22 protein-coding genes and 1 pseudogene are annotated in these 22,878 nt (G+C 61.4%); 6 read left to right on the plus strand and 17 right to left on the minus strand.

Annotated elements, in window-relative coordinates:
* The coding region (locus tag EOA33_RS03990; protein WP_127404994.1) for an FCD domain-containing protein at positions 1 to 301 on the plus strand (301 nt) is incomplete at its 5' end.
* Between the two features lie 355 nt (positions 302 to 656).
* Here the strand turns inward: EOA33_RS03990 and EOA33_RS03995 are convergent.
* The 7 genes from EOA33_RS03995 to EOA33_RS04025 all read right to left on the minus strand — a co-directional run bounded on the left by EOA33_RS03995 (position 657) and on the right by EOA33_RS04025 (position 7,266).
* Entirely contained in the window at positions 657 to 1,538 is an 882-nt protein-coding gene (locus EOA33_RS03995) for an NAD(P)-dependent oxidoreductase (protein WP_127404995.1), read from the minus strand.
* Positions 1,539 to 1,562: 24 nt separating this feature from the next.
* Entirely contained in the window at positions 1,563 to 1,877 is a 315-nt protein-coding gene (locus EOA33_RS04000; RefSeq protein WP_127404996.1) for a putative quinol monooxygenase, read from the minus strand.
* 19 nt (positions 1,878 to 1,896) lie between these two features.
* Positions 1,897 to 3,255, minus strand: coding sequence for a Gfo/Idh/MocA family oxidoreductase (locus EOA33_RS04005; RefSeq protein WP_127404997.1), 1,359 nt, complete (start codon positions 3,253 to 3,255; stop codon positions 1,897 to 1,899).
* A 266-nt stretch (positions 3,256 to 3,521) separates the two neighbouring features.
* Positions 3,522 to 4,391 carry a PfkB family carbohydrate kinase gene (locus tag EOA33_RS04010; protein ID WP_127404998.1) on the minus strand — a complete coding sequence of 290 codons (870 nt, stop codon included), beginning with the start codon at positions 4,389 to 4,391 and terminating at the stop codon, positions 3,522 to 3,524.
* Positions 4,388 to 5,257 (minus strand): MurR/RpiR family transcriptional regulator, encoded by an 870-nt coding sequence (locus EOA33_RS04015; RefSeq protein ID WP_127404999.1) that lies wholly within the window; start codon positions 5,255 to 5,257, stop codon positions 4,388 to 4,390. The genes EOA33_RS04010 and EOA33_RS04015 overlap by 4 nt, the downstream gene beginning before the upstream one ends.
* 33 nt (positions 5,258 to 5,290) lie before the next feature.
* On the minus strand, positions 5,291 to 6,271 hold the full coding sequence (locus EOA33_RS04020; protein WP_127405000.1) for a TIM barrel protein: 981 nt from the start codon (positions 6,269 to 6,271) through the stop codon (positions 5,291 to 5,293).
* Between the two features lie 107 nt (positions 6,272 to 6,378).
* Positions 6,379 to 7,266 carry a LysR substrate-binding domain-containing protein gene (locus tag EOA33_RS04025; RefSeq protein WP_127405001.1) on the minus strand — a complete coding sequence of 296 codons (888 nt, stop codon included), beginning with the start codon at positions 7,264 to 7,266 and terminating at the stop codon, positions 6,379 to 6,381.
* A gap of 248 nt (positions 7,267 to 7,514) precedes the next feature.
* Here EOA33_RS04025 and EOA33_RS04030 point away from each other — a divergent pair, with 248 nt between their 5' ends.
* The 4 genes from EOA33_RS04030 to EOA33_RS04045 are packed head-to-tail and all read left to right on the plus strand — an operon-like array spanning position 7,515 to position 11,497.
* Positions 7,515 to 8,543: a substrate-binding domain-containing protein gene (locus EOA33_RS04030; RefSeq protein WP_127405002.1), complete on the plus strand. Its 1,029-nt coding sequence runs from the start codon at positions 7,515 to 7,517 to the stop codon at positions 8,541 to 8,543.
* A 10-nt stretch (positions 8,544 to 8,553) separates the two neighbouring features.
* The gene (locus tag EOA33_RS04035) at positions 8,554 to 10,089 is read left to right on the plus strand and encodes a sugar ABC transporter ATP-binding protein (RefSeq protein ID WP_127405003.1); all 1,536 of its coding nucleotides are present in this window, start codon (positions 8,554 to 8,556) and stop codon (positions 10,087 to 10,089) included.
* On the plus strand, positions 10,086 to 11,072 hold the full coding sequence (locus EOA33_RS04040; protein WP_245482221.1) for an ABC transporter permease: 987 nt from the start codon (positions 10,086 to 10,088) through the stop codon (positions 11,070 to 11,072). Before EOA33_RS04035 ends, EOA33_RS04040 begins: the two co-directional genes overlap by 4 nt.
* Positions 11,069 to 11,497, plus strand: coding sequence for a hypothetical protein (locus EOA33_RS04045; protein ID WP_210212546.1), 429 nt, complete (start codon positions 11,069 to 11,071; stop codon positions 11,495 to 11,497). The genes EOA33_RS04040 and EOA33_RS04045 overlap by 4 nt, the downstream gene beginning before the upstream one ends.
* A gap of 924 nt (positions 11,498 to 12,421) precedes the next feature.
* Here EOA33_RS04045 and EOA33_RS04055 read toward each other — a convergent pair.
* The 10 genes from EOA33_RS04055 to EOA33_RS04100 all read right to left on the minus strand — a co-directional run bounded on the left by EOA33_RS04055 (position 12,422) and on the right by EOA33_RS04100 (position 22,353).
* Positions 12,422 to 13,453: a zinc-binding dehydrogenase gene (locus tag EOA33_RS04055; RefSeq protein ID WP_127405006.1), complete on the minus strand. Its 1,032-nt coding sequence runs from the start codon at positions 13,451 to 13,453 to the stop codon at positions 12,422 to 12,424.
* Positions 13,454 to 13,480: 27 nt separating this feature from the next.
* Entirely contained in the window at positions 13,481 to 14,392 is a 912-nt protein-coding gene (locus tag EOA33_RS04060) for an NAD(P)-dependent oxidoreductase (protein ID WP_127405007.1), read from the minus strand.
* Positions 14,393 to 14,444: 52 nt separating this feature from the next.
* Complete coding sequence (locus EOA33_RS04065; protein ID WP_127405008.1) at positions 14,445 to 15,203, minus strand: TIM barrel protein; 759 nt, start codon at positions 15,201 to 15,203, stop codon at positions 14,445 to 14,447.
* On the minus strand, positions 15,200 to 15,850 hold the full coding sequence (locus tag EOA33_RS04070) for an aldolase (RefSeq protein ID WP_127405009.1): 651 nt from the start codon (positions 15,848 to 15,850) through the stop codon (positions 15,200 to 15,202). Before EOA33_RS04070 ends, EOA33_RS04065 begins: the two co-directional genes overlap by 4 nt.
* A complete protein-coding gene (gene otnK, locus EOA33_RS04075) occupies positions 15,847 to 17,115 on the minus strand; it encodes a 3-oxo-tetronate kinase (protein ID WP_127405010.1) in 1,269 nt (422 codons plus the stop codon). Before otnK ends, EOA33_RS04070 begins: the two co-directional genes overlap by 4 nt.
* A complete protein-coding gene (ltnD, locus tag EOA33_RS04080; protein WP_127405011.1) occupies positions 17,112 to 18,047 on the minus strand; it encodes an L-threonate dehydrogenase in 936 nt (311 codons plus the stop codon). Before ltnD ends, otnK begins: the two co-directional genes overlap by 4 nt.
* A 23-nt stretch (positions 18,048 to 18,070) precedes the next feature.
* Entirely contained in the window at positions 18,071 to 19,144 is a 1,074-nt protein-coding gene (locus tag EOA33_RS04085; RefSeq protein ID WP_127405012.1) for a tartrate dehydrogenase, read from the minus strand.
* On the minus strand, positions 19,144 to 20,607 hold the full coding sequence (locus EOA33_RS04090; RefSeq protein ID WP_127405013.1) for an aldehyde dehydrogenase family protein: 1,464 nt from the start codon (positions 20,605 to 20,607) through the stop codon (positions 19,144 to 19,146). The genes EOA33_RS04085 and EOA33_RS04090 overlap by 1 nt, the downstream gene beginning before the upstream one ends.
* A gap of 25 nt (positions 20,608 to 20,632) precedes the next feature.
* A complete protein-coding gene (locus EOA33_RS04095; RefSeq protein ID WP_245482222.1) occupies positions 20,633 to 21,454 on the minus strand; it encodes a 3-oxoacyl-ACP reductase family protein in 822 nt (273 codons plus the stop codon).
* A gap of 110 nt (positions 21,455 to 21,564) precedes the next feature.
* Positions 21,565 to 22,353 carry an aldolase/citrate lyase family protein gene (locus EOA33_RS04100; protein ID WP_245482223.1) on the minus strand — a complete coding sequence of 263 codons (789 nt, stop codon included), beginning with the start codon at positions 22,351 to 22,353 and terminating at the stop codon, positions 21,565 to 21,567.
* 233 nt (positions 22,354 to 22,586) lie between these two features.
* Between EOA33_RS04100 and EOA33_RS04105 the strand changes: the two are divergent.
* Positions 22,587 to 22,878, plus strand: a pseudogene (locus EOA33_RS04105) (hypothetical protein); the annotation flags it as partial.

Genomic DNA, 22,878 nt, shown 5'->3' on the forward strand with positions numbered 1-22,878 from the left:
CTTGAGGAGGCTGTCGGAGGACCCGAACTCTCCAATCGGGGAACTCCTCAAAGCCGACCTCGATTTCCATCGCGCTATCTACAAAGCAGCTGGCAACCCACTGATCGTGGTGATCGCCGACTTCGTTCTGAAAATGGTCGCACCCTGGGTGCAGAAGTCGCTTGAGGTCAGCGGCAAGTGGCGTGCAGTCGGACTCCATGAGCACATGTACGAGATGATCCGCGACAGGAAGACGGGTGACCTCAGCCGCGAAAGCGTCGAAGAGAACATGGAGCACTTCCGCACGTCGTTGCTGGGATGACGGCTTGGCTCCCGCAGGCTCACAGTCGTCATCATAGTGCCCAGCTACGCAATCCCGAGTTCGGTCGCTCGATGGTCTGGTCTGGCGAGATGAACAAGGCGCCTCCTCGTCGACGGGCGGCTTAGGCAGAGTTGCCGTCTAAACGCAATGCCCTCAAACTGTCCCGAATCCACTGTCCCGCTTTATCCATTAACCCCGCAATTCGGGCTGCGGAGCGAGAAAGTTCGAAAAGCTTCCAAGAACCCCAGTCGACCGCGAATTGTAGAACCGGCAACGATCACTTTGGGGGCTGGCATCAAACTGGCGACTTTCCGGATAGTCGAGCTAGTAGCGGGCGATGCACCTAGCCTGTCATTTATCGAGAGTTCATCCGCCGCAGTTCGACGATAGCCGCGCTATGGTCGAGATCGCCGCCGCCATGGACGACGAGGCGGCGGAAAATCCGATCGACCTCGGTTGCAATCGGCAGGGTCAGGCCGAGGGAGGCTGCGAGCGCAAGCGCCGTGCCGGTATCCTTGATCTGATATTTGGCCGGACCGCCGGGCACGAAATCGGCCTCGATCATGCGCCGCCCGTGCTGGCGGAACACCGTCGAGTCGGCAAAGCCGCCGAGCAGCGCCTCGCGCACCCGCGCCGGGTCGGCGCCGCCTCGCTCGGCCAGCAGCAGCGCTTCGGCGACGGCGCAGATGTTGCTGGCGACGATCAGTTGGTTGGCAAGTTTTGAAAGGCTGCCGGCGCCAACCGGGCCGATATGCGTGACACGCCCCAATGGAGCGAAGATGGGCCTCAGCGCGTCTATGGTGTCGGCTTCGCCGCCCGCCATGATGGCAAGCGTGCCTTCATCCGCGCCCTTCTCACCGCCGGAAACGGGAGCGTCTACGTAGCGGACGCCCTTTTGCGCCGCCAACTCTGCTTGCTTGCGTACGGTCTCGACCGGGATGGAGCTCATCACCACGAGCGTCGACCCAGAAGGCATGGCGTCAACCACCGCATGTGTTCCGAACAGCACCTCGTCGCAGACCGGTCCGGAGCTCAACATCGAGATCACGACATCGGCTTCTCGCGCCGCCTGCGCCGCCTCGGTGGCAGCGACGACACCAAATGCTTTCAAGGCGCCGACTTTATCGGGGGTGCGGTTCCAGGCGGTCACCCGAAAGCCGCTTTGCGCCAGCCTGCGGGCCATGTGAGAGCCCATGATACCTGTTCCGATGAAGCCGACCCTACAGTTCGCTGTCATTGCGGCACCAGCATACTGTTTGCTTCATGAATGCTTGAGAGTGGCAAAGCGAACGACCGTCTCTTCGACATCGAGCGCCTTCATGGCCGCCTGAAAGCGTTTAAGGTGCGGCGTGCCTAGATGCTCGTCGAATGCCGCACGGTCGTCATAGACCTCATAGAACAGGACGATGTCCTCGGCGCCTTCCGGGCAGACCACGTCGAACTGATGGCAACCTGCCTCGTCGCCGACCGAATGACGGGCATCGTCCAGAGCGGCATCGAGAAACGCCGCCTTGACCTCCAGCCTGACGCGAAATTCAGGGATCACTACGAAGCGTGGCGCGCTGCGCTCGGCCATGGCTCTCCTCCCCGCCTGATCAGGCCGCCGCGCGCGGCGTCGGGCGGAAGCGCTCTTCCATCTCGCGGCGCACCTTCACGACATCGAGGTCGTTCACCAGTTCGACGTCATTGAAGCTGACGATCTGGTCCTTCCTGACGGCGCGCTTCAGCCGCACATTGTGCGCCAGCCCGATGGGCAGCGCCGCCCGTTCGAGGCTGATCGAGGCCGGAATGGCGTTTGCCCAGACGGCGTAGCCGCCCTCCCCGTCCAGCATCTCGCCAGCCTGCATATCCTTCTTCGCCGTCGCCACCGCGTCGCCGCGGAATTCCTTCGACGATCCGGTCGGCTCGTTGCGCAACACCGCAGAGAGAACGCTGATCGAGGTCTCAAGCCCGATGATGTGGAAGGGCCGCCACATCGAGGCGTACCAGCCCGACGGATCGGTCAGCAGCCCATATTGCTTGAAGCAGGCGCGCGCATATTCATTGTGCGCCTTGAAGGTAACGAAGACACCGTAGCGGATGTTGTTGAACACCTCGCGGCCATCCGGCTCCTGGCTGGCGGCGATATCGACAAGCCCGGAACGCGCCATGCGTCCGCCGTCGGCCGCCGGACGGAACACCTTGGCAAGATCGTGGAGGCCGGCAGGCGGGAAGGCCAGGCCGTCGTCAGGACAATCAAGTCCGGTGCCGTTGGCCACCGCCGCCATCTCGATGGCTGCCTTGGTGCCATCGGTGAAGGAGTTGTACATTTTCGGATTGAAGTCGCCCTTGGCCACCTCCTCCTCGCTCCAGCCGAAGAAGCCCCAGACCGTGTCGGGCGTGGAATATCGGTAGCGCGGCTCGAAATTCATGCCTTTGCCTGCCGCGGTCACGTCGAAGCCTGTCGCTCGCGCCCAGTCTACCAGCTCGCAGATCAACGCCGGCTGATCCCCATAGGCCATCGAATAGATGACGCCCTTCTGCCGCGCTTTCTCGGCGAGGATCGGACCAACCATGACGTCGGCCTCGACATTGACCATCACGACATGCTTGCCGGCCTCGATCGCCCGCAGCGCGTGGCGCGTGCCCGCTATCGGGTGACCTGTGGCCTCGATCACGCATTCGATTTCCTCGCAGGCAAGCAGGGCGGTGACGTCGTCGGTGACGAAAGTCGTGCCGTTCTTGACCGCCTCGCCGGCATCCTTTGCCTTGTACCGTTCCGCCGGCCAGCCAACGCGCTCCAGGGATTCCCGCGCCTTGGAGACATTCAAATCGGCCACTGCGACCATATGATAGCCGGCAATGCGCTGCGCCTGCGACAATACCATTGAGCCGAATTTTCCAGCGCCGATCAAACCGACGCGGACTGGACGTCCAGGCTCCGCGCGCGCGGCAAGCAGGGTATAAAGGTTCATTTCGTTTTCCTTCGCGTTACCGAATCCGGCACCAGCTTTGACGAGGCACGCAAAAGCGTTCGCATCCCGATCGAACGGGGCACGTAATGGGGACGCACGGCGCCCTCCTGCAATGGCGTGGTAGCCTCCCGGCCAGCTGTGCTGATGGCCCAGCCTAGTTGCCGAGCCATCCCATTCGTATGGCCAGCGAGCTGTTAGCTCAATTTAGAAGGTGAACTCCATTCTTTAGCTGAGCTAAAGATTGGAGCAATCCGATGGAAATGCCGTCAGGTCGACACGTGCCTCGCGGCAGCATGGTTCGCAAGGCTGAGGCATTCCCGGAATGGCTTGCCCGAGGCCATGGCGGCGGCAAAAGTTCCGGCAAAGACATCGCCTGCGCCATGCGTGCTGATAAGGCGGACCGGAACGGCCGGAACCGCGATAGGATCATGGCCGCGGCGAATACCCGCCACCCCATCGGCTCCCGCGGTCACCACGACGTTGGCGAAGCGGCCGGAGAGCGCCCTGGCCGAGGCTATGGCCGAGGCGATATCCTCGACCACGCAACGGGAGTACTGCTCGGCCTCTATTGCATTGACCATCAGTATGTCGACGAGCGCGGCGAACTCGTCCGTCAGCCCTCGATGCGGCGCCGCGTTGAGGCACACCGGAACTCCCGCCAGCTTCGCGGCCTTCGCGGCGGCAAGGTTGATGAATTCCGGAACTTCGTTCTGAAGGACGAGCAAGGCCGCGCCCTGCCACAGCGTCGGGTCATCCAGGCTCTTCGGATCGACAGCGGTGTTGGCCCCGGAAACAATGACGGCACCATAGTCCCCGCCACTATCCGAAATAGCGACGCTCATACCTGAGCCGTGGCCGTCGACCCTCGTGACCCGCAAGGCATCCACTCCTGCCGCAGCGAGATTGGCAAGCAGAAACCGGCCGAAATCATCGTCGCCAACCGCGCCCGCCATCCGCACCGCGGCGCCTGCTCTTGCAGCCGCGACGGCCTGGTTGCCTCCCTTGCCGCCGAATTTCGGCCGCCACCCAAAGCCGGTGACCGTCTCGCCCTTGCGCGGGCGATCGGGTGCGTCGACCATGATATCGTAGTGCAGACTCCCGACCACCACGACGACAGGACGCGACGAGACGCTCATGCGCCGCGACGCTTGCAGGCCACCGCGCCCATGGTGGCGGCAAGGTTGCGCTCGGCCGCCTTGAGGTCGCGCCTCGCGACGGCCGCGAAGACGGCATCGAATATGATCAGTTGCGCTATGCGCGCGGCGGCATTCTCGCCAAGCAGCGGCGAGCCCTGGGCCGTCGAGCAAAGCACGACGTCGGCGATCGCGGCGAGCGGTGACGTCGCATAGTTGGTGAGCGCGATGGTGCGCGCGCCCCGCCGGCGCGCCAGTTCAATGGGCTCGATTACGGCCGTGGTTGTCCCCGAATGTGAAATGGCAATGGCGACATCCCCCTCTCCCAGGAGCGAAGCGGACATCAACATCATGTGCGCATCGTCAAACACGCTGGTGCGGACGCCGATGCGCAACAGTTTGTGTGCGACGTCACGCGCGATCTGCGCTGAGCCGCCAATACCGTAGAGGTCGCGCTGGCGTGCGCCGAAGATGAGGTCGGCCGCCCTTTCCAGCGCCCGGGGGTCGAGAATGGCGAGCGTCTCTTCCAGGGCGTGGACCGAGGTGCGAAAGACCTTGCGGGCGATCTCGGCATCGGTGTCGTCGGGCGAAAGTTCCTCGTGAAGCTCCGCGGTCGGCAGGCGGTTATAGTCGGCAAGACCGGTCCGAAAATCCTTGAAGCCGTCGAAGCCAAGTTTCTTGGCGATCTTGACGATCATGGCCTCCGACACACCGGCGTCTTCGGCCACCACCTTGAGTGAGGTGCTCTGGTCGAAGTCGCGCCGGCCGAGGATCATGTCGACCACGCGTCCCTCCAGCGGCGTGAGATGCGGCATCATCATGCGGATGCGCGGGCCGATTGTTCTTGGGTCGGCAAGTGGAAGGCTCATGCGCTGTCCTCCGAGATCGTCATTCAGACCGCCCTACGCACCGATCAAGGCCCTGTTCACGATTCGCTGACTAGCGACCCCGTCCTGGCGGGCCAACGCATCCGCAAGTCCGTTATCGCCTGCCAAACCTTCGGCGATTTCGACCAGGCGCCGCACGGTTGCGATGTTGGCCTCGCATTCCGCGACCGGGTCGAGGCCGCTCGTGTCGGGAAAGGTATCGAAGTAGAGCGCGCCGTCAAAGCCATCCCGGCGGATCTGGTGAAGGAGTTCAAGGGTCGAGCGCAGATGCACCGCGCCTACCATCAGCCCGTCATCGCGCTTGGCATAGCCGTCGTTGAGATGAACGCCAAGCAGCCGGCTGCAGCGGTGGATCAGATGCGCCACGAGCGCGGGTTGCTCGCCGGCATAAAGCGCGTGCGCGAAATCGATCGTCGCCCCGAGATTGGGCAGGCCGACCTCACCGATGGCAAGCAGCGTCGTCGCCGCGTCGCGCAGCAAGGACTGGGCGCGAGGCTCATCAGGCTTGTACTCGATGCTGATGCGGCAAGCCGGATCATGCGCGGTGACTTCCTGTATGCCGGCTATCTCCCAGTCCCAGACCTGCCCATAGTCCAGCTGGAAGTTGTAGTCGAACCCGTCCTGGCCAAGCCAGATCGTCATCAGATCGGCGCCCATGGCGCGCGCGGCGTCGATGCCGCGCTTGGTCAGGTCGATGGCCTCGCGCCTCACCGCTGGATCCGGATTGGTGAAGGCTCCGCGCTTGAACGCTGGATTGGTGTAGTAGCGCATGGCAAGGCCGTTGATGGATAGCCCCAGGTCGCCGATACGCCGGGCAATGCTCCCGGGCTCCCCTGAAACATGGTCGGGAAAATTCAGGTCTAGGTCGGTCAGGCCGCTGACGGTCGCGGCGCGCTCCGCCATCTGCATCATGGTCGGCTTGCCGATAAGGTCCGGCCATTGAAGGTGCGGCGCCGATGCGAAAGAGTTCAATCGGGTGGCGAAGCGAGACAGCATGACGACCTTCCGGCTTTCAGGATTTTTCACACAAATACAGAAAGCTGTGAAGTAATCAAGCAATCGAGAAAATTGCACGTTGCCGACCGTCGAGCCTGGGAGGTCGGCTATTGAGCCTTCATCCCATCTCGTTCCGCCCGTAGCCAATCCAGGAAAATGCGCACTTTCTTTTGCCGCAGATGATCACGCGGGCACACGATCCACTGGGTCACAATGCGTAACGGCGGCGGATCGGGAACAGGACAGACAAGCCGGCCTTCGCGCAGCTCGCGCTCCATCATCATGCTGCTCTCCAGAGCTATTCCCATCCCGTCCAACGCCGCGTCGATCGCCATATGGGAGCGGTCAAACAGAATGCGGCGCCACCTGCTCGCCGGCTGTGCGCCGGCGAGCTTGAACCAGGCCGGCCACTGCGCCTGCGACTTCACGGAATGGATTAGCCTGAAACGGGTCAGGTCCTCGACCTTCAGACTGGCTTCAGCGGCAAGCGCCGGCGCGCAGGCCGGAATGAAGGTCTCCTCGGCCATACCCTCGACAAAAAGGCCCGGCCAGCGGCCGTCTCCGTGCCTTATCTCGAGATCAACAAGCTCCCGGTTGAAGTCAGTCGGCTCGTTCGTGCCGTCCAGGCGGATCTCAAGTTCCGGATTGCGGTCGAGGAAGGAGGCGAGGCGAGGCAACAGCCATTTGTTGGAAAGCGTCGGCGTGGCCCGCACCGTCAGCATCGTCACCGAGCGATAGCCGCGGATCGTGCTGGTGGCCTCGGTAATGCGCTCGATCTCGTCGGTGATGGTAGCGTAGTAGCGCTCACCCGCTTCCGTCAGAACCACGCGCCGGCCCATCTTTGTCAGAAGGCTGACGCCGAGCTGAACCTCGAGCGCCTGGATCTGCTGGGTGACCGCGGAAGGCGTCACCCCAAACTCCTCGGCGGCGCGCGAAATGCTGCCCGCCTGGGCGGCGGCATGAAAGACCCAAATGGCCTTGACCGGTATCTGCATCTCTCTTCCAACGCGCAAGGGATCGCCCCTGCCATACCATTTTTCTTTAAGCCTGGCTAAAGAATCGGAAAGGGCTTCTAATTTGTATCTAACAGATGGCATGCTCTAGTTTTCAACTTGCTGCAACACGGTGAAGTCGTGAACGGCCGAAGCGCGTGGAGGCGTGCGGTGATGCGCCCCTTAGCGCTCGAGTCTTTAGGCAAGAGGATGCTCCGGATTTGATCCGGTACCCAACGGGAGGAATTTCGATGAAGTTACGGATCAGCGGTATATTCGCCGCCTCGACGGCGCTCGCTCTTGTCGGCGCTGTCCCAGCGTTCGCAGAGGACAGCTGCCCAGCCTATCCGACGGCCAAGATGGACAAGATCGAATCGACGGCCGTCGAGAAGGAATTCGGCGCCTTGCCGGCCCCCAAGAAGGAGCTGCATTTCGCCTATGTGACCAAGACGCTGATCAACGAATTCTGGCAGGACGTCGCGGCTGGCGCCAAGGCCGAGGCGGCAAAGTACAAGATCAGTGTCGACGTGCAGGCCGCCAAGGACGAGAGCTCGATGATCGAGCAGCTCAACCTCGCGCAGACGGTGCTGTCGCAGAAACCGGATGCGCTGCTGCTCTCGCCGCAATCCGATTCCAACCTCGCACCGGTGATCGAAGCGGCACGCGCGGCCAACATCCCCACCATCATCATCGACGACGCGCGCACCGAAGGCGCCAGCACCTATATCGGCACCGACCAGGTCGCCATCGGCGCCAAGGCGGCGGCCTTCCTGCATGAGACCTACCCGAATGGCGGCAAGGTCGCCCAGATCGAGGGTGCCGCCGGCTCGCCCAATGCCCGCCTGCGCATCCAGGGCTTCAAGGAAGAGCTCAAGAAGTATCCTGACCTCGCGCTTGTCGCGAGCCAGCCCGGCAACTGGGACCGGCTGACGGCATTGAACGCGACCTCGAACATCCTGCGCCAGACCCCGGACCTTGCCGGAATCTATGCCAACAATGACGGCATGGCGCTCGGCGTGGTCGAGGCGGTGACCAGCGGCAGCAGCCTCGAGAAGGTCGCCGTCGTCGGCACCGACGGTATCCGTGAGGCCAAGAAGTCGGTCGGCGCCGGCGAGATGCGCGCGACGGTCGCGGAATTCCCGTTCGAGGAGGGACAGCTTGGCGTGCAGATGGCGCTTCGTCTTCTCGGCTGCCAGGCCATTCCGCAATGGATCCTGTCGCCTCAGGCGGTCATCACCAAGGAGAACGTCAAGGACTTTCCCGATCCCAAGACCAACTGAGACACTTCTGGTGACCAGCGCAATCTCCCAAGCAGAGGACGGCGAAAGCCGTCCTCCCGCACTTCGGATGACCGGCATCGCCAAGCGCTTCTCCGGCGTCCGGGCGCTGAAAGGTGTCGACCTCGACCTGCGCGGCGGCGAGGTCCACGCTCTTCTGGGCGAGAACGGCGCCGGCAAGTCCACCCTTATGAAGGTGATGTTCGGCATCGTGCAGCCGGACCAGGGCGAAATCGCGCTCGATCCGCTCGGCCGCGTGCACATCGATGGGCCGCGCAGCGCGCTAGCCATGGGCATCGGCCTGGTTAGCCAGGAACTCAGCCTGGTGCCCCAGCTCGACGTAGCCCAGAACATCTTTCTCGGCCGCGCGCGTGGCCTCAGCGTCGTCCCTCGCGCCGGATATCGCCGCGAGGCCCGAGCGATCCTCGACGATCTGGCTCCGCACCTCGACACTGACTCGCCCGTATCCACACTCGGCATGGCCGACAGGCAACTCGTCGAGATCAGCCGCACGCTTGCCCGCGGCGGCCGCATCATCGCCTTTGACGAGCCGACTTCCAGCCTGACGCCGGCCGAGCAGGACAGCCTGTTCGCCGTCATCCGGCGACTGAAAGCGGCGGGCAAGGCGATTGTCTATATCTCGCACCGGATGAAGGAAATCCGGGCCATAGCCGATCACGTGACGATTCTGCGCGACGGTGAAGTCGTCGCCTCAGGTCCTATCGGCGATTACTCCGAGGCGAGGCTGAACGAGTTGATCGCCGGTCGCGAATTGTCGCGCGAAATGAGCTCCGAAAAGCCGGTCCAGGTTCAAACCAATGCCTTGCTGGAATTGCGCGGCGTATCGAGCTCCCGCGTGCGCGATGTCAACCTATCCGTCAAAGCAGGAGAGATTGTCGGGTTGTCGGGCCTCGTCGGCTCCGGACGCTCCGCTATTCTGCGCGCCTGCTTCGGCATCGACGCATTGTCCGGTGGCGAAATCCACGTCTCCGGAGGACGCGTCAAGCTTGCCAGGCCCGCCGATGCCATGCGGTCCGGCATCGCCTTGATCCCCGAGGACCGACGCGGTCATGCGATCGTTCCCATGACGGATGTCGAGCGCAATTTCGGCCTTGGCAACCATGACCGTTTCACTTCCCTTGGCGTGATTATGGGCTCGCAAAGGCGGCGTGCGGTCAAGCGCTATGTCGAGGAGCTTCACATCCGACCGGCATCGATCAGCACTGAGATGCGCAACCTTTCGGGTGGGAACCAGCAGAAGGTTGTCATTGCCCGCTGGCTCGCGACCGGCGCGCGCGTGTTCCTCTTCGACGAGCCGACGCGCGGCATCGATGTCGGTGCCAAGGCGGAGATCTATGCGCTGCTGCGCCGCCTTGCAGCCGACGGGGCGGCGCTGCTGGTGGTGTCCTCGGAACTGCCTGAACTCCTGCTTATCTGTCACCGCATCGGCATTGTGAGTGGCGGACGCCTGCACAACATCGTTGCCAACGATGCCGCCCTGACCGAGGAGCGGCTGATCGAGCTCGCTGCGAGAGAGGACAATTCGTGACCGAACTGAGTTCCCTGCCTCGGACGGATGCGGCCGAGAAAAAGCCCCTCAAGGGCTCGAGGCGTGACGATGCCCTGCGCAAGGCGAGCGTAGCGATCGGCTGCGTGACGCTGTTCGTGGTGTTCTCGGTGCTGAACACCACCTTCTACCAGCCGTCGAATCTGATCGACATCATGCTTCAGTCGTCGATTAACGCGGTGATCGCGGTGGGCATGACGCTCGTCATCATGACCAAGGGCATTGATCTCTCGGTGGGATCGGTGGTCGGGCTGTCCAGCATGGTGGCGGCAGACATGCTCTCGCATGGGCTTCTGGTAGGCGTCGGCGCAGGATTGCTGGTCGGATTGCTCTGTGGACTTCTGAATGGCCTGCTGATTGCCCGGCTCAAACTGCCCGACTTCATCGTGACGCTCGGCACGCTCAGCATCTACAGAGGCGCCGCGCTGATCTACACCGATGGCCAGCCGATCTATGGCCTGTCCAAGGAGTTTCGCGCCATCTTCGCCGGACGGCTCTTCGATATTCCGACCCCTGTGCTGCTGGCGCTGGCAGTTGCCGCGCTCGCTTTTCTGCTGGTCCGCTACACCGCGCTCGGCGAACAGATCATCGCCATCGGCGGCAATGAGGAAGCGGCGAGACTGTCGGGCGTCAACGTCGAGAGGGTGAAGGTCACGGTCTATACGATCTCCGGGGTCCTTTCGAGCCTTGCCGGCTTCGTGCTGATAGCGCGCATCGGAGCCGCCGAGCCGATCGGCGGCAGCGGCTTCGAATTGCAGGCGATCGGATCGGCGGTCATTGGCGGAGCGAGCCTTTTTGGTGGCGTCGGAAATCCGCTTGGGTCGCTTATCGGCGCGCTGACGCTGGGCGCCCTGCAGAACGGGCTGACGCTGATGAACGTGCCATCGTTCTGGCAATACGTGGCGTCGGGAACGGTCGTGATCCTCGCCGTCTTCGCCGACCAGTGGACAAGAAGGCGCGGATGATGCCCGCCGACGAAAGCTGGGCGATCGTCGACACGCACCAGCATTTCCAAAGCCTCTCCGATGCCGCCTATCCCTGGCTCGACCCGGACCGGCCGGAGCCACTCGAAGGCGACCTCGGACCCATCCGGCGCGATTACCTTCCGGCCAACTACAAGGCCGACATGGAGGGTCTTAGCATCGTCAAGACGGTGCACGTCCAGAACGGCCGCAATCCGCACGATCCGCTTGATGAGACGCGCTGGCTGAGCACATTGGCCAGGCAGGAGAGCATGCCGGATGCGATCGTCGCTTACGCGGACCTATCCGCGCCAGGTGTCGAGCGCCTTCTTGAAGCCCATGCCCGTTATCCACGTGTGCGCGGTATTCGTCAGATTCTGAATTGGCACGATGAGCCCCGCCTGCGCACGCGCCCGCCCCGGATCTGATGGAAAGCGCACAATGGCGACGAGGCTTTGCGCGCCTTGCGCCGCTCGGCTTGAGTTTCGATCTGCAACTCTACTGGCCTCAGATGGACAAGGCGCTGGCGCTAGCGAATGCGTTTCCGGACACGATGATCGTGCTGGAGCATTTCGGAATGGTGGCTGACGCAGTGCGGAAGGCTTGGCGGCGTGGCGCGCGGCGATCGGGCGCCTCGCGCAGGCGCCGAATGTCAGCGTCAAACTATGCGGCTTCGGTCTCGGCGCGCCAAATTGGACGCCAGAGACAATGCTGCCCCTGCTCCACCACACACTGCATGCTTTTGGACCGCAGCGGACCATGGTGGGCACCAACATGCCGGTGGAACTGCTTTTCGCCTCTCCAGCGAGCATCATTGGCGTAATTCGCGCCGTCACAAGGGATTTGTCAGACGAAGAGCGCGTCGCCGTGCTCTGTTCGAATGCAGAGAGATTCTATCGAATCTAACGTTCCGATTTGGGGAGCGGCTGTGATCGTGCGCGCCAGATATCCTGGCGCCCCTTTGGTTGAAGATCGACTCCAACGTTATGACCGCAATGAGGCGGATAGCGGCCCTTCAGCCCGCTAAGAATATCCCGCGCTTCGTGCCGGCATGCGCAAGAGGGTCGATGGCTCATAAGGACTCTACGTCCCAATTTGTCCCATCAGCCCACGGAGCTCAGGCCGCTGAGCGACCCAGAAAGTTCGAAAAGCTTCCAAGAACCCCAGCCAATTTGGAGATCCGCTGTTAACATGCTCTATGAGATTGCTTCACACGCTCGAGCGATTGTCGTTTTTTGCAGAGGAATCAAAGAGCTCCTTGAAGACCGGGCGAACTCCTCCCAGCGCCATTGGCAGTTCGACAGCGCCAGATACTGATGCCCTTTCTCGTGTCCGGTTTGGTAGGATTTGCGCTAAAATATGAACGCGCCTTTCCCGCTCGCCTGGGCGTCAAAGACTTGGTAGGCTTCTTCCGCTTGATCCAAATGCCATCGGTGAGTGAACAGGCGATCGAGGTCGAGATTTCGCGAGACGACAAAATTTGCGCAGGCCTTCTGATCAACAGTCGACATCGTATAGGAGGTCATCACCGTAACCTGGCGATCGAGCATGGCTTGGGTGTCGACAGTTACTTTTCCACCAATTCCAACCATGCACACCTTCCCCCAAACGGCGGCCGCTTTCAGTCCTGCCGCGGCTGCCTGGGGTGAACCAGCAGTTTCCACCACCATCTCGACTCCCTGCCCGTCGGTCATTTCTCGCAACACTTCCGCCACGTCGGCATTGCGAGCGTTGATGGTCTCGTCGGCACCGAACCGCTTTGCCAATGTGAGACGGTCATCATCCAGATCGATCGCAATCACGCGCGAGCCGCGCGTTGATGCCAGAAGGGTCGCGGAGAGCCCGACCGGGCCTTGGCCAAAGACAGCGATCGTCTCGTGTCCTCGCGGCTGCAGGCGTTCCAATGCACCCCAGGCCGTCCCCGTCCCGCACGCGATCGCGGCTCCGGCTTCGAAGCTCAGTGTGTCGTGAAGGGGCACGAGAGTATCGGCTGCAACCTTCATGTAAGAAGCATGGGCGCCATGCGCGTTGGCGCTGTACGTCGTTCGCGTGACTGGTTCACAAAGCTGCGGCCAGCCGGTCCGACAATGACGGCAGACTGTGCAACCGTGGTAGTGATGGATCATAACCCGGTCCCCGACCTTTGCGACAGGCGGTGGCACGCCGAGGCCTATAGCGGCCACGATGCCGGATGGCTCGTGCCCCCCGACTATGCGAGACTCCAGTGGGCGGTTGGGATCGTATGGCGCCCTGTATGGGTGCAGATCGCTACCGCACATGCCAGAGGCTTTGATCTCGACAACGACCTCGCCATAGCCCGGCGTCGGGTCCTCAACCTCGATCGAGGCCAAGCGTCGATCACCTAAAAACACGATACCCTTCACAATGCACTCTCCAGCATGACGTGCGCTTTATCGAACGGTCTCTGCCAGGTTCAGGCCGTTGAGAGCGCCAACATGATCGCTCAGCATCGGGACAAAATCGGTTGCGCGTCCGATTGCCTCAACATGTGCGTAGTAATGTCTTGCGGCGGAAGCCATGATACTCACCACCTGCGCTTCGGCAGCCATAGAGGTGACGTAGCGGAGATCCTTGGCCGCATTGGCAATCGTGAATTTGTGAGCATCGCGATCGCGATCGACCACGTACCGCATGAAGGTATCGAAGAAGCCGTTGCCCATGCGGCTTGGGCCAATCACTTCACGAATGACATTGGGCGAAATGCCGACTTTCGCGCCGAGCACCACCGCCTCTGAAAACAAAGCGCCGTACGACATGCCGATGAAGTTCATCAAGAGCTTCATCTTGTGACCACTGCCTAAAGGGCCGACATGGGTAATCGAGCCGGCCCAGCATTCGATGATTGGCCGAACGATCTCCAACAACTCCATGTCACAGCCGACCATCGCGTCGAGTTTGCCCTCCTCCGCCTCCTTTGGGGTGCGTCCCAACGGAGCGTCGACCAGCCGGGCACCCTTTTCCGACAGCTCGATTGCAAGGTTCGCGGTGGACCCTGGATCGGCGGTGGACGCATCGATGACGATCAGACCGCTTCGCGCGCCCGCTATGATTCCGTCGTCACCGCGGACGACACTTTCAACGTGCTGTGAACTCGGAAGGCAGATCTGAATGACATCACACTTTTCCGCCATGTCTTTTGGACTCACGGCTTCGTGGGCGCCCATTGACAACAGGCTTTCAACCGATGCGCGGTTGAAAGGGTCGCGAATCCACATTTCGTAGCCGCCTTTGCAGATGTTCTTCGCTATTCCATGGCCCATCAGGCCAAGGCCGATAAAACCAATAATGGGTTTGTCGTTCATCCTTCGTCCCCTCTGCTCAACGTTTCAGCGCAAGCCAGCGGCGCGGCTTCCGTCACCGATATCGGGCCAGCCATGAAACGTCTGATTGCGCGCCGTCTTTCGGCAGATATTCCGCTCCAACCGGAGCAACCCAGCCCAGCTCTGATATTCGCGGCAGCACGTAGGCGAAATCGAGTTCGCCGTGATCCGGTGGGCCGCGATCTGGCACCGATGCGATCTGGATATGCCCAATGAACGGAAGCAAGGATTCGATCCGCCGTGTCACGTCGCCTTCCATGATCTGGACATGGTAGCAATCGAACATCAGCTTCAGATTCGGCTTATCGATCTCACGGATGACATCCAGTGCCTGTCCCGTCGTGCTCAGGAAATACCCAGGTGCATTGTAATGGTTCAGCGGCTCGATCAGGACCTGGATGGAATCCCCTGCTGTCTCGCAGGCATAGATCAAGTTTTCACAGAACGCGGCGCGGGCACGCGGCCCGCTTGAATTTCCGGCCATGACATGAACGGCTGAGGCGGAGATGCCGGTCGCGTAGGCAATTGCTTCGTCAATGGCGGCGCGCGCATCTGCCTGACGACCTGGCAGCGCGGCGAGACCGTTCTCTCCGCGGGCTATGTCACCGCGCCGCGTGTTGAGCCCGAGCATCGAGAGGCCCGTCTCCTCCAGGGCCGCTTTTGTAAGGGGAGCGGGCACATCGAAGGGCCAATGGCACTCAACCGCGTCGAATCCTGCCGTGTTGGCAGCGCGAATGGCATCGGGAAGTGGCCGGTCGGCCCACAGAAAGCCCAGGTTGGCCGAGAACCTCATGCTTCCCACTCGACGTTGAACGAGGTTACGACATCACGGATTTGCGCTTCGGTGAGCAAACGCGGGCCAAGACCGCGCGTGAGCAAAGCAAGACGCGCCGTAGCCTCCAGCTCCTCGATCGCATTGCAGGCGGCCTCGACGTCCTTTCCGGCAACGACCGGCCCATGATTGGCGAGCATGACGGCGGATCTTTTGCCGGCCAACCCGCGTACAGCCTTCCCCATCGCAGGATCGCCGGGACGAAAGAACGGAAGGAGCTTTACCCGGCCGAGTTGCATCGCGGCATAGGGGGTGAGTGGCGGCAGGAAGTCGTCTTCATCCGGGTCGTCAAGCATCGACCAGACGACCGCGTAACAGCTATGCAAATGCACAACCGCGCCAGTCTGATTTCGGGTGTCATAAAAGGCCGAGTGGAGCGGCATTTCTTTGGTGGGCGCATCGCCACCAACTTGTCGGCCTGCGGCATCGAAACGGCTCAGACGGGCTGGATCGAGTCGCCCGAAACTGGTGCCGGTAGGCGACACCAGCAAGCCCCCGTCGAACGTACGGGCCGAGATGTTTCCGGTCGAGCCGTGTGTCAGCCCACGATCGAACATGGATTTGGCCAACGTGCATATTTGTTCTCGAAGGCGGGCTTCCTCCGTCATGTTCCCAAGATCTCCAGCGCGTGACTGAAAAAGGTTTCGTTGCCAAAATTGCCCGACTTCAAGGCAATGGCGACGTCGTGCCCCCCCGTTCGGGCAAAGCACCACGGAACGCCCGGCGCGATCTCCATTCCAATATCGAGCTTGGTAACGCCAAGTGCCTGGGCGACCGCCCCTGATGTTTCTCCTCCGGCAACGATATAGCGGCGCGCACCGAGATCGCGAGCTTTGACGGCGCAGGCAGCGAGAGCCTGCTCGACCAACATGCTGGCGCGCTCTACGCCAAGTATTTCTTGCGCCGCTCGAACAGCACCCGGCGCAGCGGTCGCATAGACGATCGGCACTGCTTCTGGCGCCTGCTTTGAAAGCCAGTCGAGAGCCTCGTTTGGGCCGTTCTGCGCGAGACCAAGCGGATCCAACCGGAAGCCGGGCTGCCCACTTTCGAGATAGGCCGAGACCTGGCGGGTTGTCATGGCCGAACAGCTGCCGGACAGCACAACTGCCGTCCCTTCTTCGGCGCGCAGCCTTCCCCTACTCTCATCTCGGGAGAGCAGGCCTTGATCGAGCCATATCTGTGGCAGTGGCATGGCCACGGCACTTCCGCCGGTCAGGAGTGTCATGTCGTGACAAGCAAGGCCGATGGTATGGAGATCATTATTGGCCACGGCGTCGATGACAACGTGGGAGACGCCATCGGCATGAAGCTGGGCTAGCCGCTTGCGCAAGGCCTGCGGTCCCTCGGCCACAACGAGCCTATTTGCTAGCCCGACCGCCAAGGTCACCTGCGGCCTCAAAATCCTCATGAGGTTGGAATCCCTCATAGGCGTCAATGGATGATCTTTCATGGAGCTTTCGGAGAGGGGCTGTTCACCTACGAACAGATTCCCCATGAAGATCGCGCGACCGTTCTCGGGAAAGGCCGGGCAATAGATGGTCTGGCTTGTCCCTAGTGCCCGCATCAGCGCCTCGGCGACGGGGCCGATATTGCCGCGCGGAGTGGAATCAAATGTCGAGCAGTATTTCCAGAAGAACCGTTGGGCGCCGGCCTGGCGAAGCCAATGGAGCGCGGCAAGGGTATCTTCGACAGCCTCGTCTACCGGCGCATTGCGGCATTTCAGGGCTATGATTTCGAGCGCGGCGGTTTCTGCCGGCGGATGCTCCGGAACGCCCATGCGCAGCGAGACGGGTATGCCGGAACGCGCGAGCAGGCCGGCAAGGTCGGTTGCACCGGTAAGGTCGTCAGCTATGGCACCAAGAAAAGTGGTCATGGCCTCCAGCCCGTCTCCCGATCCGCGCTGTCCGACATGTTCCGCGTCTGGCCGGGCAGTTTGATGCCGGCATTGTGGGCATAGACCTTCGCCACCGCAGCATCATCCTCGCGCCCCAAACCCATGCCCGCCGCGGCGATGAATTGCTGCAGGGCCGCGGCAGTTACGGGCGCCGCGAACTTCGACTTCCTGGCGACGTCCAGTACGATGCCAAGATCCTTCGGCCAGATGTCGATAGCCGACCGCGGGGTGTAATCGCCTTCCGCCACATGTGGCGCACGGTTTTCCAGCATCCAGCTGGTGCCTGCGCAGCTGGGGATCACTCTGAGGAAGGTTGCCGGCTCGATCCCCTGCGTCACAGCAAATGAGATGGCTTCCGCCATGGCAGCGATATGGATTCCTGCAAGCATCTGGTTCACGGCTTTCATGGCCGATCCTGCGCCAGCGCCGTCCCCAAGTTCGAAGACCGTTTCGGCCATTGCGTCGAGAATAGGTCGCGCGGCTGCGAATGCGTCCTGTGTCCCCGACGCCATTACCGACAGTCTGCCCTCCGCGGCCTTGACCGAACCGCCCGAGATAGGAGCATCAAGAAAATGAATGCCAAGCGCCGAGCACCGCTGAGCGGCGCTCCGTGCAAAGTCCGGTGCAACAGTTACGCACATGACGACAACGGTCCCAGGGGTGAGCCTGGAAACCAGGTCGTTTTTACCGAACAGCACTTCTTCGGTCTGCTCTGCGTTCAAGACCACAATGACGATCGCGTTCAGATCATGGGCCGCGGCTATGGCATCCGCTTTCGATCCGCCTTGGGCGCGGAGGCGCTTCACTGCCTCGGTATTGATGTCCGACCCATAAACTTGATGGCCGGAACGAAGCAGCGACTGTGCGATGCCGTATCCCATTGAGCCAAGTCCAATTACGCCGATCTTCATCGCCAGGGGTCCGTTTTGATTGATCAAACGTTGCTGCCGCGGATCGCAGCGATCACGGCTTCGGTAACCTGCCGGGTATTCGCATTCCCGCCGACGTCTGGCGTCACGCTTCCCTCCGCGCAAACAGTCTCGATTGCTCTCATCAGTCGTGAGGCGGCATCCGCCTCACCGAGGGGGTCAAGCATCTGACAGGCGGACCAGAACGTAGCGACCGGATTGGCGATCCCCTTTCCCGCGATATCGAAGGCCGAACCGTGGATGGGTTCGAACATCGAGGGAAATCGTCGGTCCGGATCGATGTTCGCGGTTGGGGCCACGCCCAGGCTACCTGCGAGGGCCCCGGCAAGGTCGGAGAGGATGTCAGCGTGCAGGTTCGTCGCTACGATGGTGTCCAAGCTTTCGGGATGCAGCGTCATGCGCACAGTCATGGCGTCGACCAGCATCTTGTCCCAGGTCACGTCTACGAACTCCCGGGCGACCTCCTCCGCGATCTCGTCCCACATCACCATCCCGTGCCGCTGGGCATTCGATTTGGTCACGACCGTCAGAAGTTTGCGGCGGCGAGATTGCGCCAGCCGAAACGCGTAGCGCATGATGCGCGTGACGGCATGGCGAGTGAAGATGGCGACCTCGGTTGCCACCTCTTCCGGCATACCGCGATGGACGCGTCCGCCGTGCCCTGCATATTCACCTTCCGAGTTCTCGCGGACGATCACCCAATCGAGATCTCCTGGCCCCTTCCCTCGCAACGGCGCGGATATCCCTGGCAGAATTCGCGTCGGCCGGACATTCGCGTACTGGTCGAAACCTTGGCATATCGCCAGGCGAAGACCCCAAAGCGTGATATGATCTGGTATGTCCGGTGCGCCTACTGCGCCGAAGTAGATCGCGTCATGGGCTTTCAGTTGGTCGAGCCCGTCATCGGGCATCATCTTGCCGTGTGCCTTGTAGTAGTCCGACCCCCAATCATACCGCGTGACGTCGAGGCGAAGGTCGCCTGCTCGCTGGCAGAGCGCCGTAAGAACCTCGATCCCGGCATCGATCACTTCCGGCCCGATCCCATCGGCTGGGATTGCCGCAATCGCGTAGCTTCGCATCAGCTTAGCCGGCTCCCAAACCTGGGCAGAACGGATGCTTCTTCCTCGAAGCCGTAGACTGATTTCACCTCCAGGTATTCCTCCAAGCCGAGTACCCCCATCGAGCGGCCGACTCCAGACTGCTTGTATCCACCCATCGGTGTCACCGAATTGGTCGCCGCGCCATTGAAGCTGACGCGCCCCGCACGAAGCCTGCTGGCGAATTCATAGCCCTTCTTGCGGTCGCGACCGAAAACATAGCCGCCGAGGCCATAAGGACTGTCATTGGCAATCTTGAGCGCTTCTTCCTCGGTGGAATAGGGGATCACCACCAGGACTGGTCCGAATATCTCTTCCTTTGCGATTGTCATATCGGGCGCCACGTCGACGAACACGGTCGGCTGCGTGAAGTAGCCCTGCTGAAGACCGACAGGTCGGCCCAGGCCCCCGCAGATCAACCTCGCGCCCTCCTCTATGCCGATCTGGATGTAGCGTTGAATGCTCTCGAATTGCGCTTGGTTCACAACCGGGCCCATCGTCGTGTTTGGATTGCGCGGGTCTCCGAGGCGGTGGCGACTTGCTTCATCGATCAGATGCGGGATCACTCGGTCTATATGGCTCTCGTGCACAAGCATCCGGCTCGGCGCGTGGCAGGATTGTCCGGCATTGAAGAAGCACCGCTGGACGTTCCACCGTGCGGCTTGCTCGAGGTCAGCGTCTTGGAGGACGATGTTGGCTGATTTGCCTCCGAGTTCCAACGATACGCGTTTCACGCTATTGGCCGCCGCTTCGCCGACCTTGATGCCGGCCCTCGTCGAGCCGGTGAAGGAGATCATATCCACGTCCGGGTGCTCCGATAGCGCCTGCCCCACGATGCTTCCCTTGCCGATCACAAGGTTAAACACTCCCTTGGGAACACCAGCCATCTCGAACACCCGCGCCAGGAGGACCGCGCTTACGGGCGACGCATCCGAAGGCTTGAGGACGACGCTGCAGCCAGCGGCAAGCCCATAGATCGCTTTGATTGTCGGTGTCTGGACCGGCCAGTTCCAGGGCGAGACGAGGGCGCAGACACCGATGGGCTCGCGACGGATGATCGTCTCCGCGAGTTGCGTTTCGAAGCTGTATGTCTTCAGAAGATCGCGTGCCACCTTCATGTGGCCAATCGGACCCGTCGCCTGTGCGCGGGCACTGATCGGGATACCGACCTCTTGAGCCATCACGTTGGCGATTTCGTCGATGTGCTGTTCGTATGCGGAAATGATGCGATCGAGCAATTCGATCCGCTCGCCTGGCGTTGTCATCGAGTAGCTTTCGAAGGCTCGCCGCGCAGCGGCAACAGCCTTGTCGACGTCCTCGGCGCCACCCCCCGTAGCCACTGTCGCAAAGGGGGACTCGGTCGCGGGATCGATAAGCTCCCTGCGACCTGGGCGGACAGGTTCCACCCAGGCGCCATCGATGAAAAGTTGGCCGTAGTGTTCCATGATCGCCCTCTGCGCAGCTCTTCCGTCAAAAGCTGTGCGTGTAGCCACCATCGCAAGCGATGGTCTGGCCTGTGATGAACGAGGCCGCCGGCGTAGTCAGGAACATGACAAGCCCCGCAAGGTCGGACGGCACGATGGTGCGCGGGATGCATTGCAGGTCGATGCTGCGCTGACGCACTTCCGGCGTCAGGTTCGTCATACGCTCTTCGACCTCCGTCTCGACTGTGCCTGGACGGATGCAGTTGACCGTGACCCCATGCGGCCCGAGCTCTCGGGCTAGCGAGTTGCTCATGCCGATCAGTGCGGATTTGGACGTCACGTAGTGCAAATAGTTCTTCGTTCCGCGATGCACGGAGTCCGACGAGATGTTGATGATGCGACCGAACACCTGCTTCTTCATCGTCTCGGCTACCGCGCGAGCACACAGAAAAACGCCCGTGACATTGACATCCATGACCTTCCGCCACTCCGCCAATGGGATCTGGTCGAAGGATCGCTTTGGAAGGCTTGAGAAGAGCGAGGCGTTGTTAACAAGCGCGTCAACCCTGCCGAATTCATCCACAACTGCCTTGACCATCGCATCGACCGAAGCCTCATCGGCGACATCGACGGAGATCGGTTTTGCCTTCAATCCTTCGGCTTCGATTTCAGCTGACACTGCCTTGGCGTTGGCCGCGTTTACGTCTGCGATCACCGCAACCGAACCGGCCGCGGCAAACTGTCGAGCGAGCTCCCGACCGATTCCCTGACCCGCGCCGGTGATCAGGACGACACGATCTTTCACACTGAAGTCTCGCGCCTCTCCATTGACGCTTGACAGCCGATTTAGTTCTTCGCTCGTATCCACCTGTTGCCCTCCAATTGTCTTGGCCGTTGATGCGCTATTGTCCGGCATCAGCTGGACCGACAGCTGAGCGCACAAGCGGCATTGCCGACCGCATGTGTCGCATTGCGAATTCACCGGAAAGCGTTTGCTGCGGCAGTTGCCGCGCTCATCAGGAACCCTGTGTCGCTTCCTGCCGAGACGTATCGCGCTCCCATTGAAATCATCTCCTTGGCAATGTCCGGCCGCGAGTTCAGCCCTCCAACGCCGAGATGCTTGCCCTTTGCCCCACAGCTCGCAGCCACATGCTGATAGGCTTCGCGAACTCTAGGATGGTCGAGCTGTCCTGGCACCCCGAGGGAATTGCAAAGGTCGTTCGTGCCTACCAGAAGCATATCGACGCCTTCGACCGACGCGATGTCGTCGGCGTTCTCTACCGCAGTCACGGATTCGATCATGCCCGTCACAAGCGTCGATTCGTTCAGCCGCCGCATGACTTCGTCTGCCGGGCCGCCACGGAACAGAGTGTGCGGACTCGTAGCCAGGAGAGAACGATCTCCTGTGGGTGGGAATCGCGCCGCCTCAACGACCTGTTCGGCCTCTGCGCGGTTTTCGAGATGGGGAATGATAATTCCCTGGGCACCCGTTTCCAACGTCCTGCCAATCTCCGCCTTGTCCTTACCTGCAACGCGAACCATTGGCGTCACGCCGAGCGCAGTCGCGGCGATGCAAATCTGACTCACGGTCTCCAGCGAGAAGCTGCAGTGTTCGAGATCGACGTAGAGGCAGTCGAAGCCTGCGCTCTTTGCGATTGCGGCTACCTCGACTCCCCGCATCAACCTCACGACCATGCCGACAGCAAGTTCGCCTGACATCATCTTGGTCTTCATCAGGTTTTTCGGCGAGATTTCCAGACTAGTCATAAAGAATCCAAAACTCGCGATGCAGTCGCGATGCACTATCGCAGCCTAGGGAGGCCTTCGCTCAAGACTTTGAAGGCAACATTGGGCGGTATCAAGTGCCTCTTATGCGATGCCGGCGCCGGGAATAACAAAACGTTATAGCCACCAAACGCTGCGGATACGCGCCGGCCCGGTTTTGCGCTATTTGAAGTCAACCGAATAACTTTGACGATGACTACGTAAGAGGAGCGAACATGCGTATCTCGGAAGCAGCGACTTCAGAGGGTGGCCGGGTCGGTTCAATGCGGGAAGGAACCCTCGATCAGAAGTTCCTTTTGCAGGGGGACGATGACTCCCCAAACAACTACCTTCTCAACGTGGGCCTCACCGGATCTGGCGGTTGGGGCACACCCCGCCACCGGCACAATTTCGATCAAATCCGCTATGTTTTGAAAGGGAAGTACCCCGCCTCCCCTACCAAGATCATGGAAGAGGGTTCCGTAGGCTACTTCCCCGAGAGCGTGCACTACGGGCCGCAGGATCTGT

It is taken from the genome of Mesorhizobium sp. M4A.F.Ca.ET.050.02.1.1, assembly GCF_003997725.1.
In the GTDB taxonomy this organism is placed as follows: Bacteria; Pseudomonadota; Alphaproteobacteria; order Rhizobiales; family Rhizobiaceae; genus Mesorhizobium.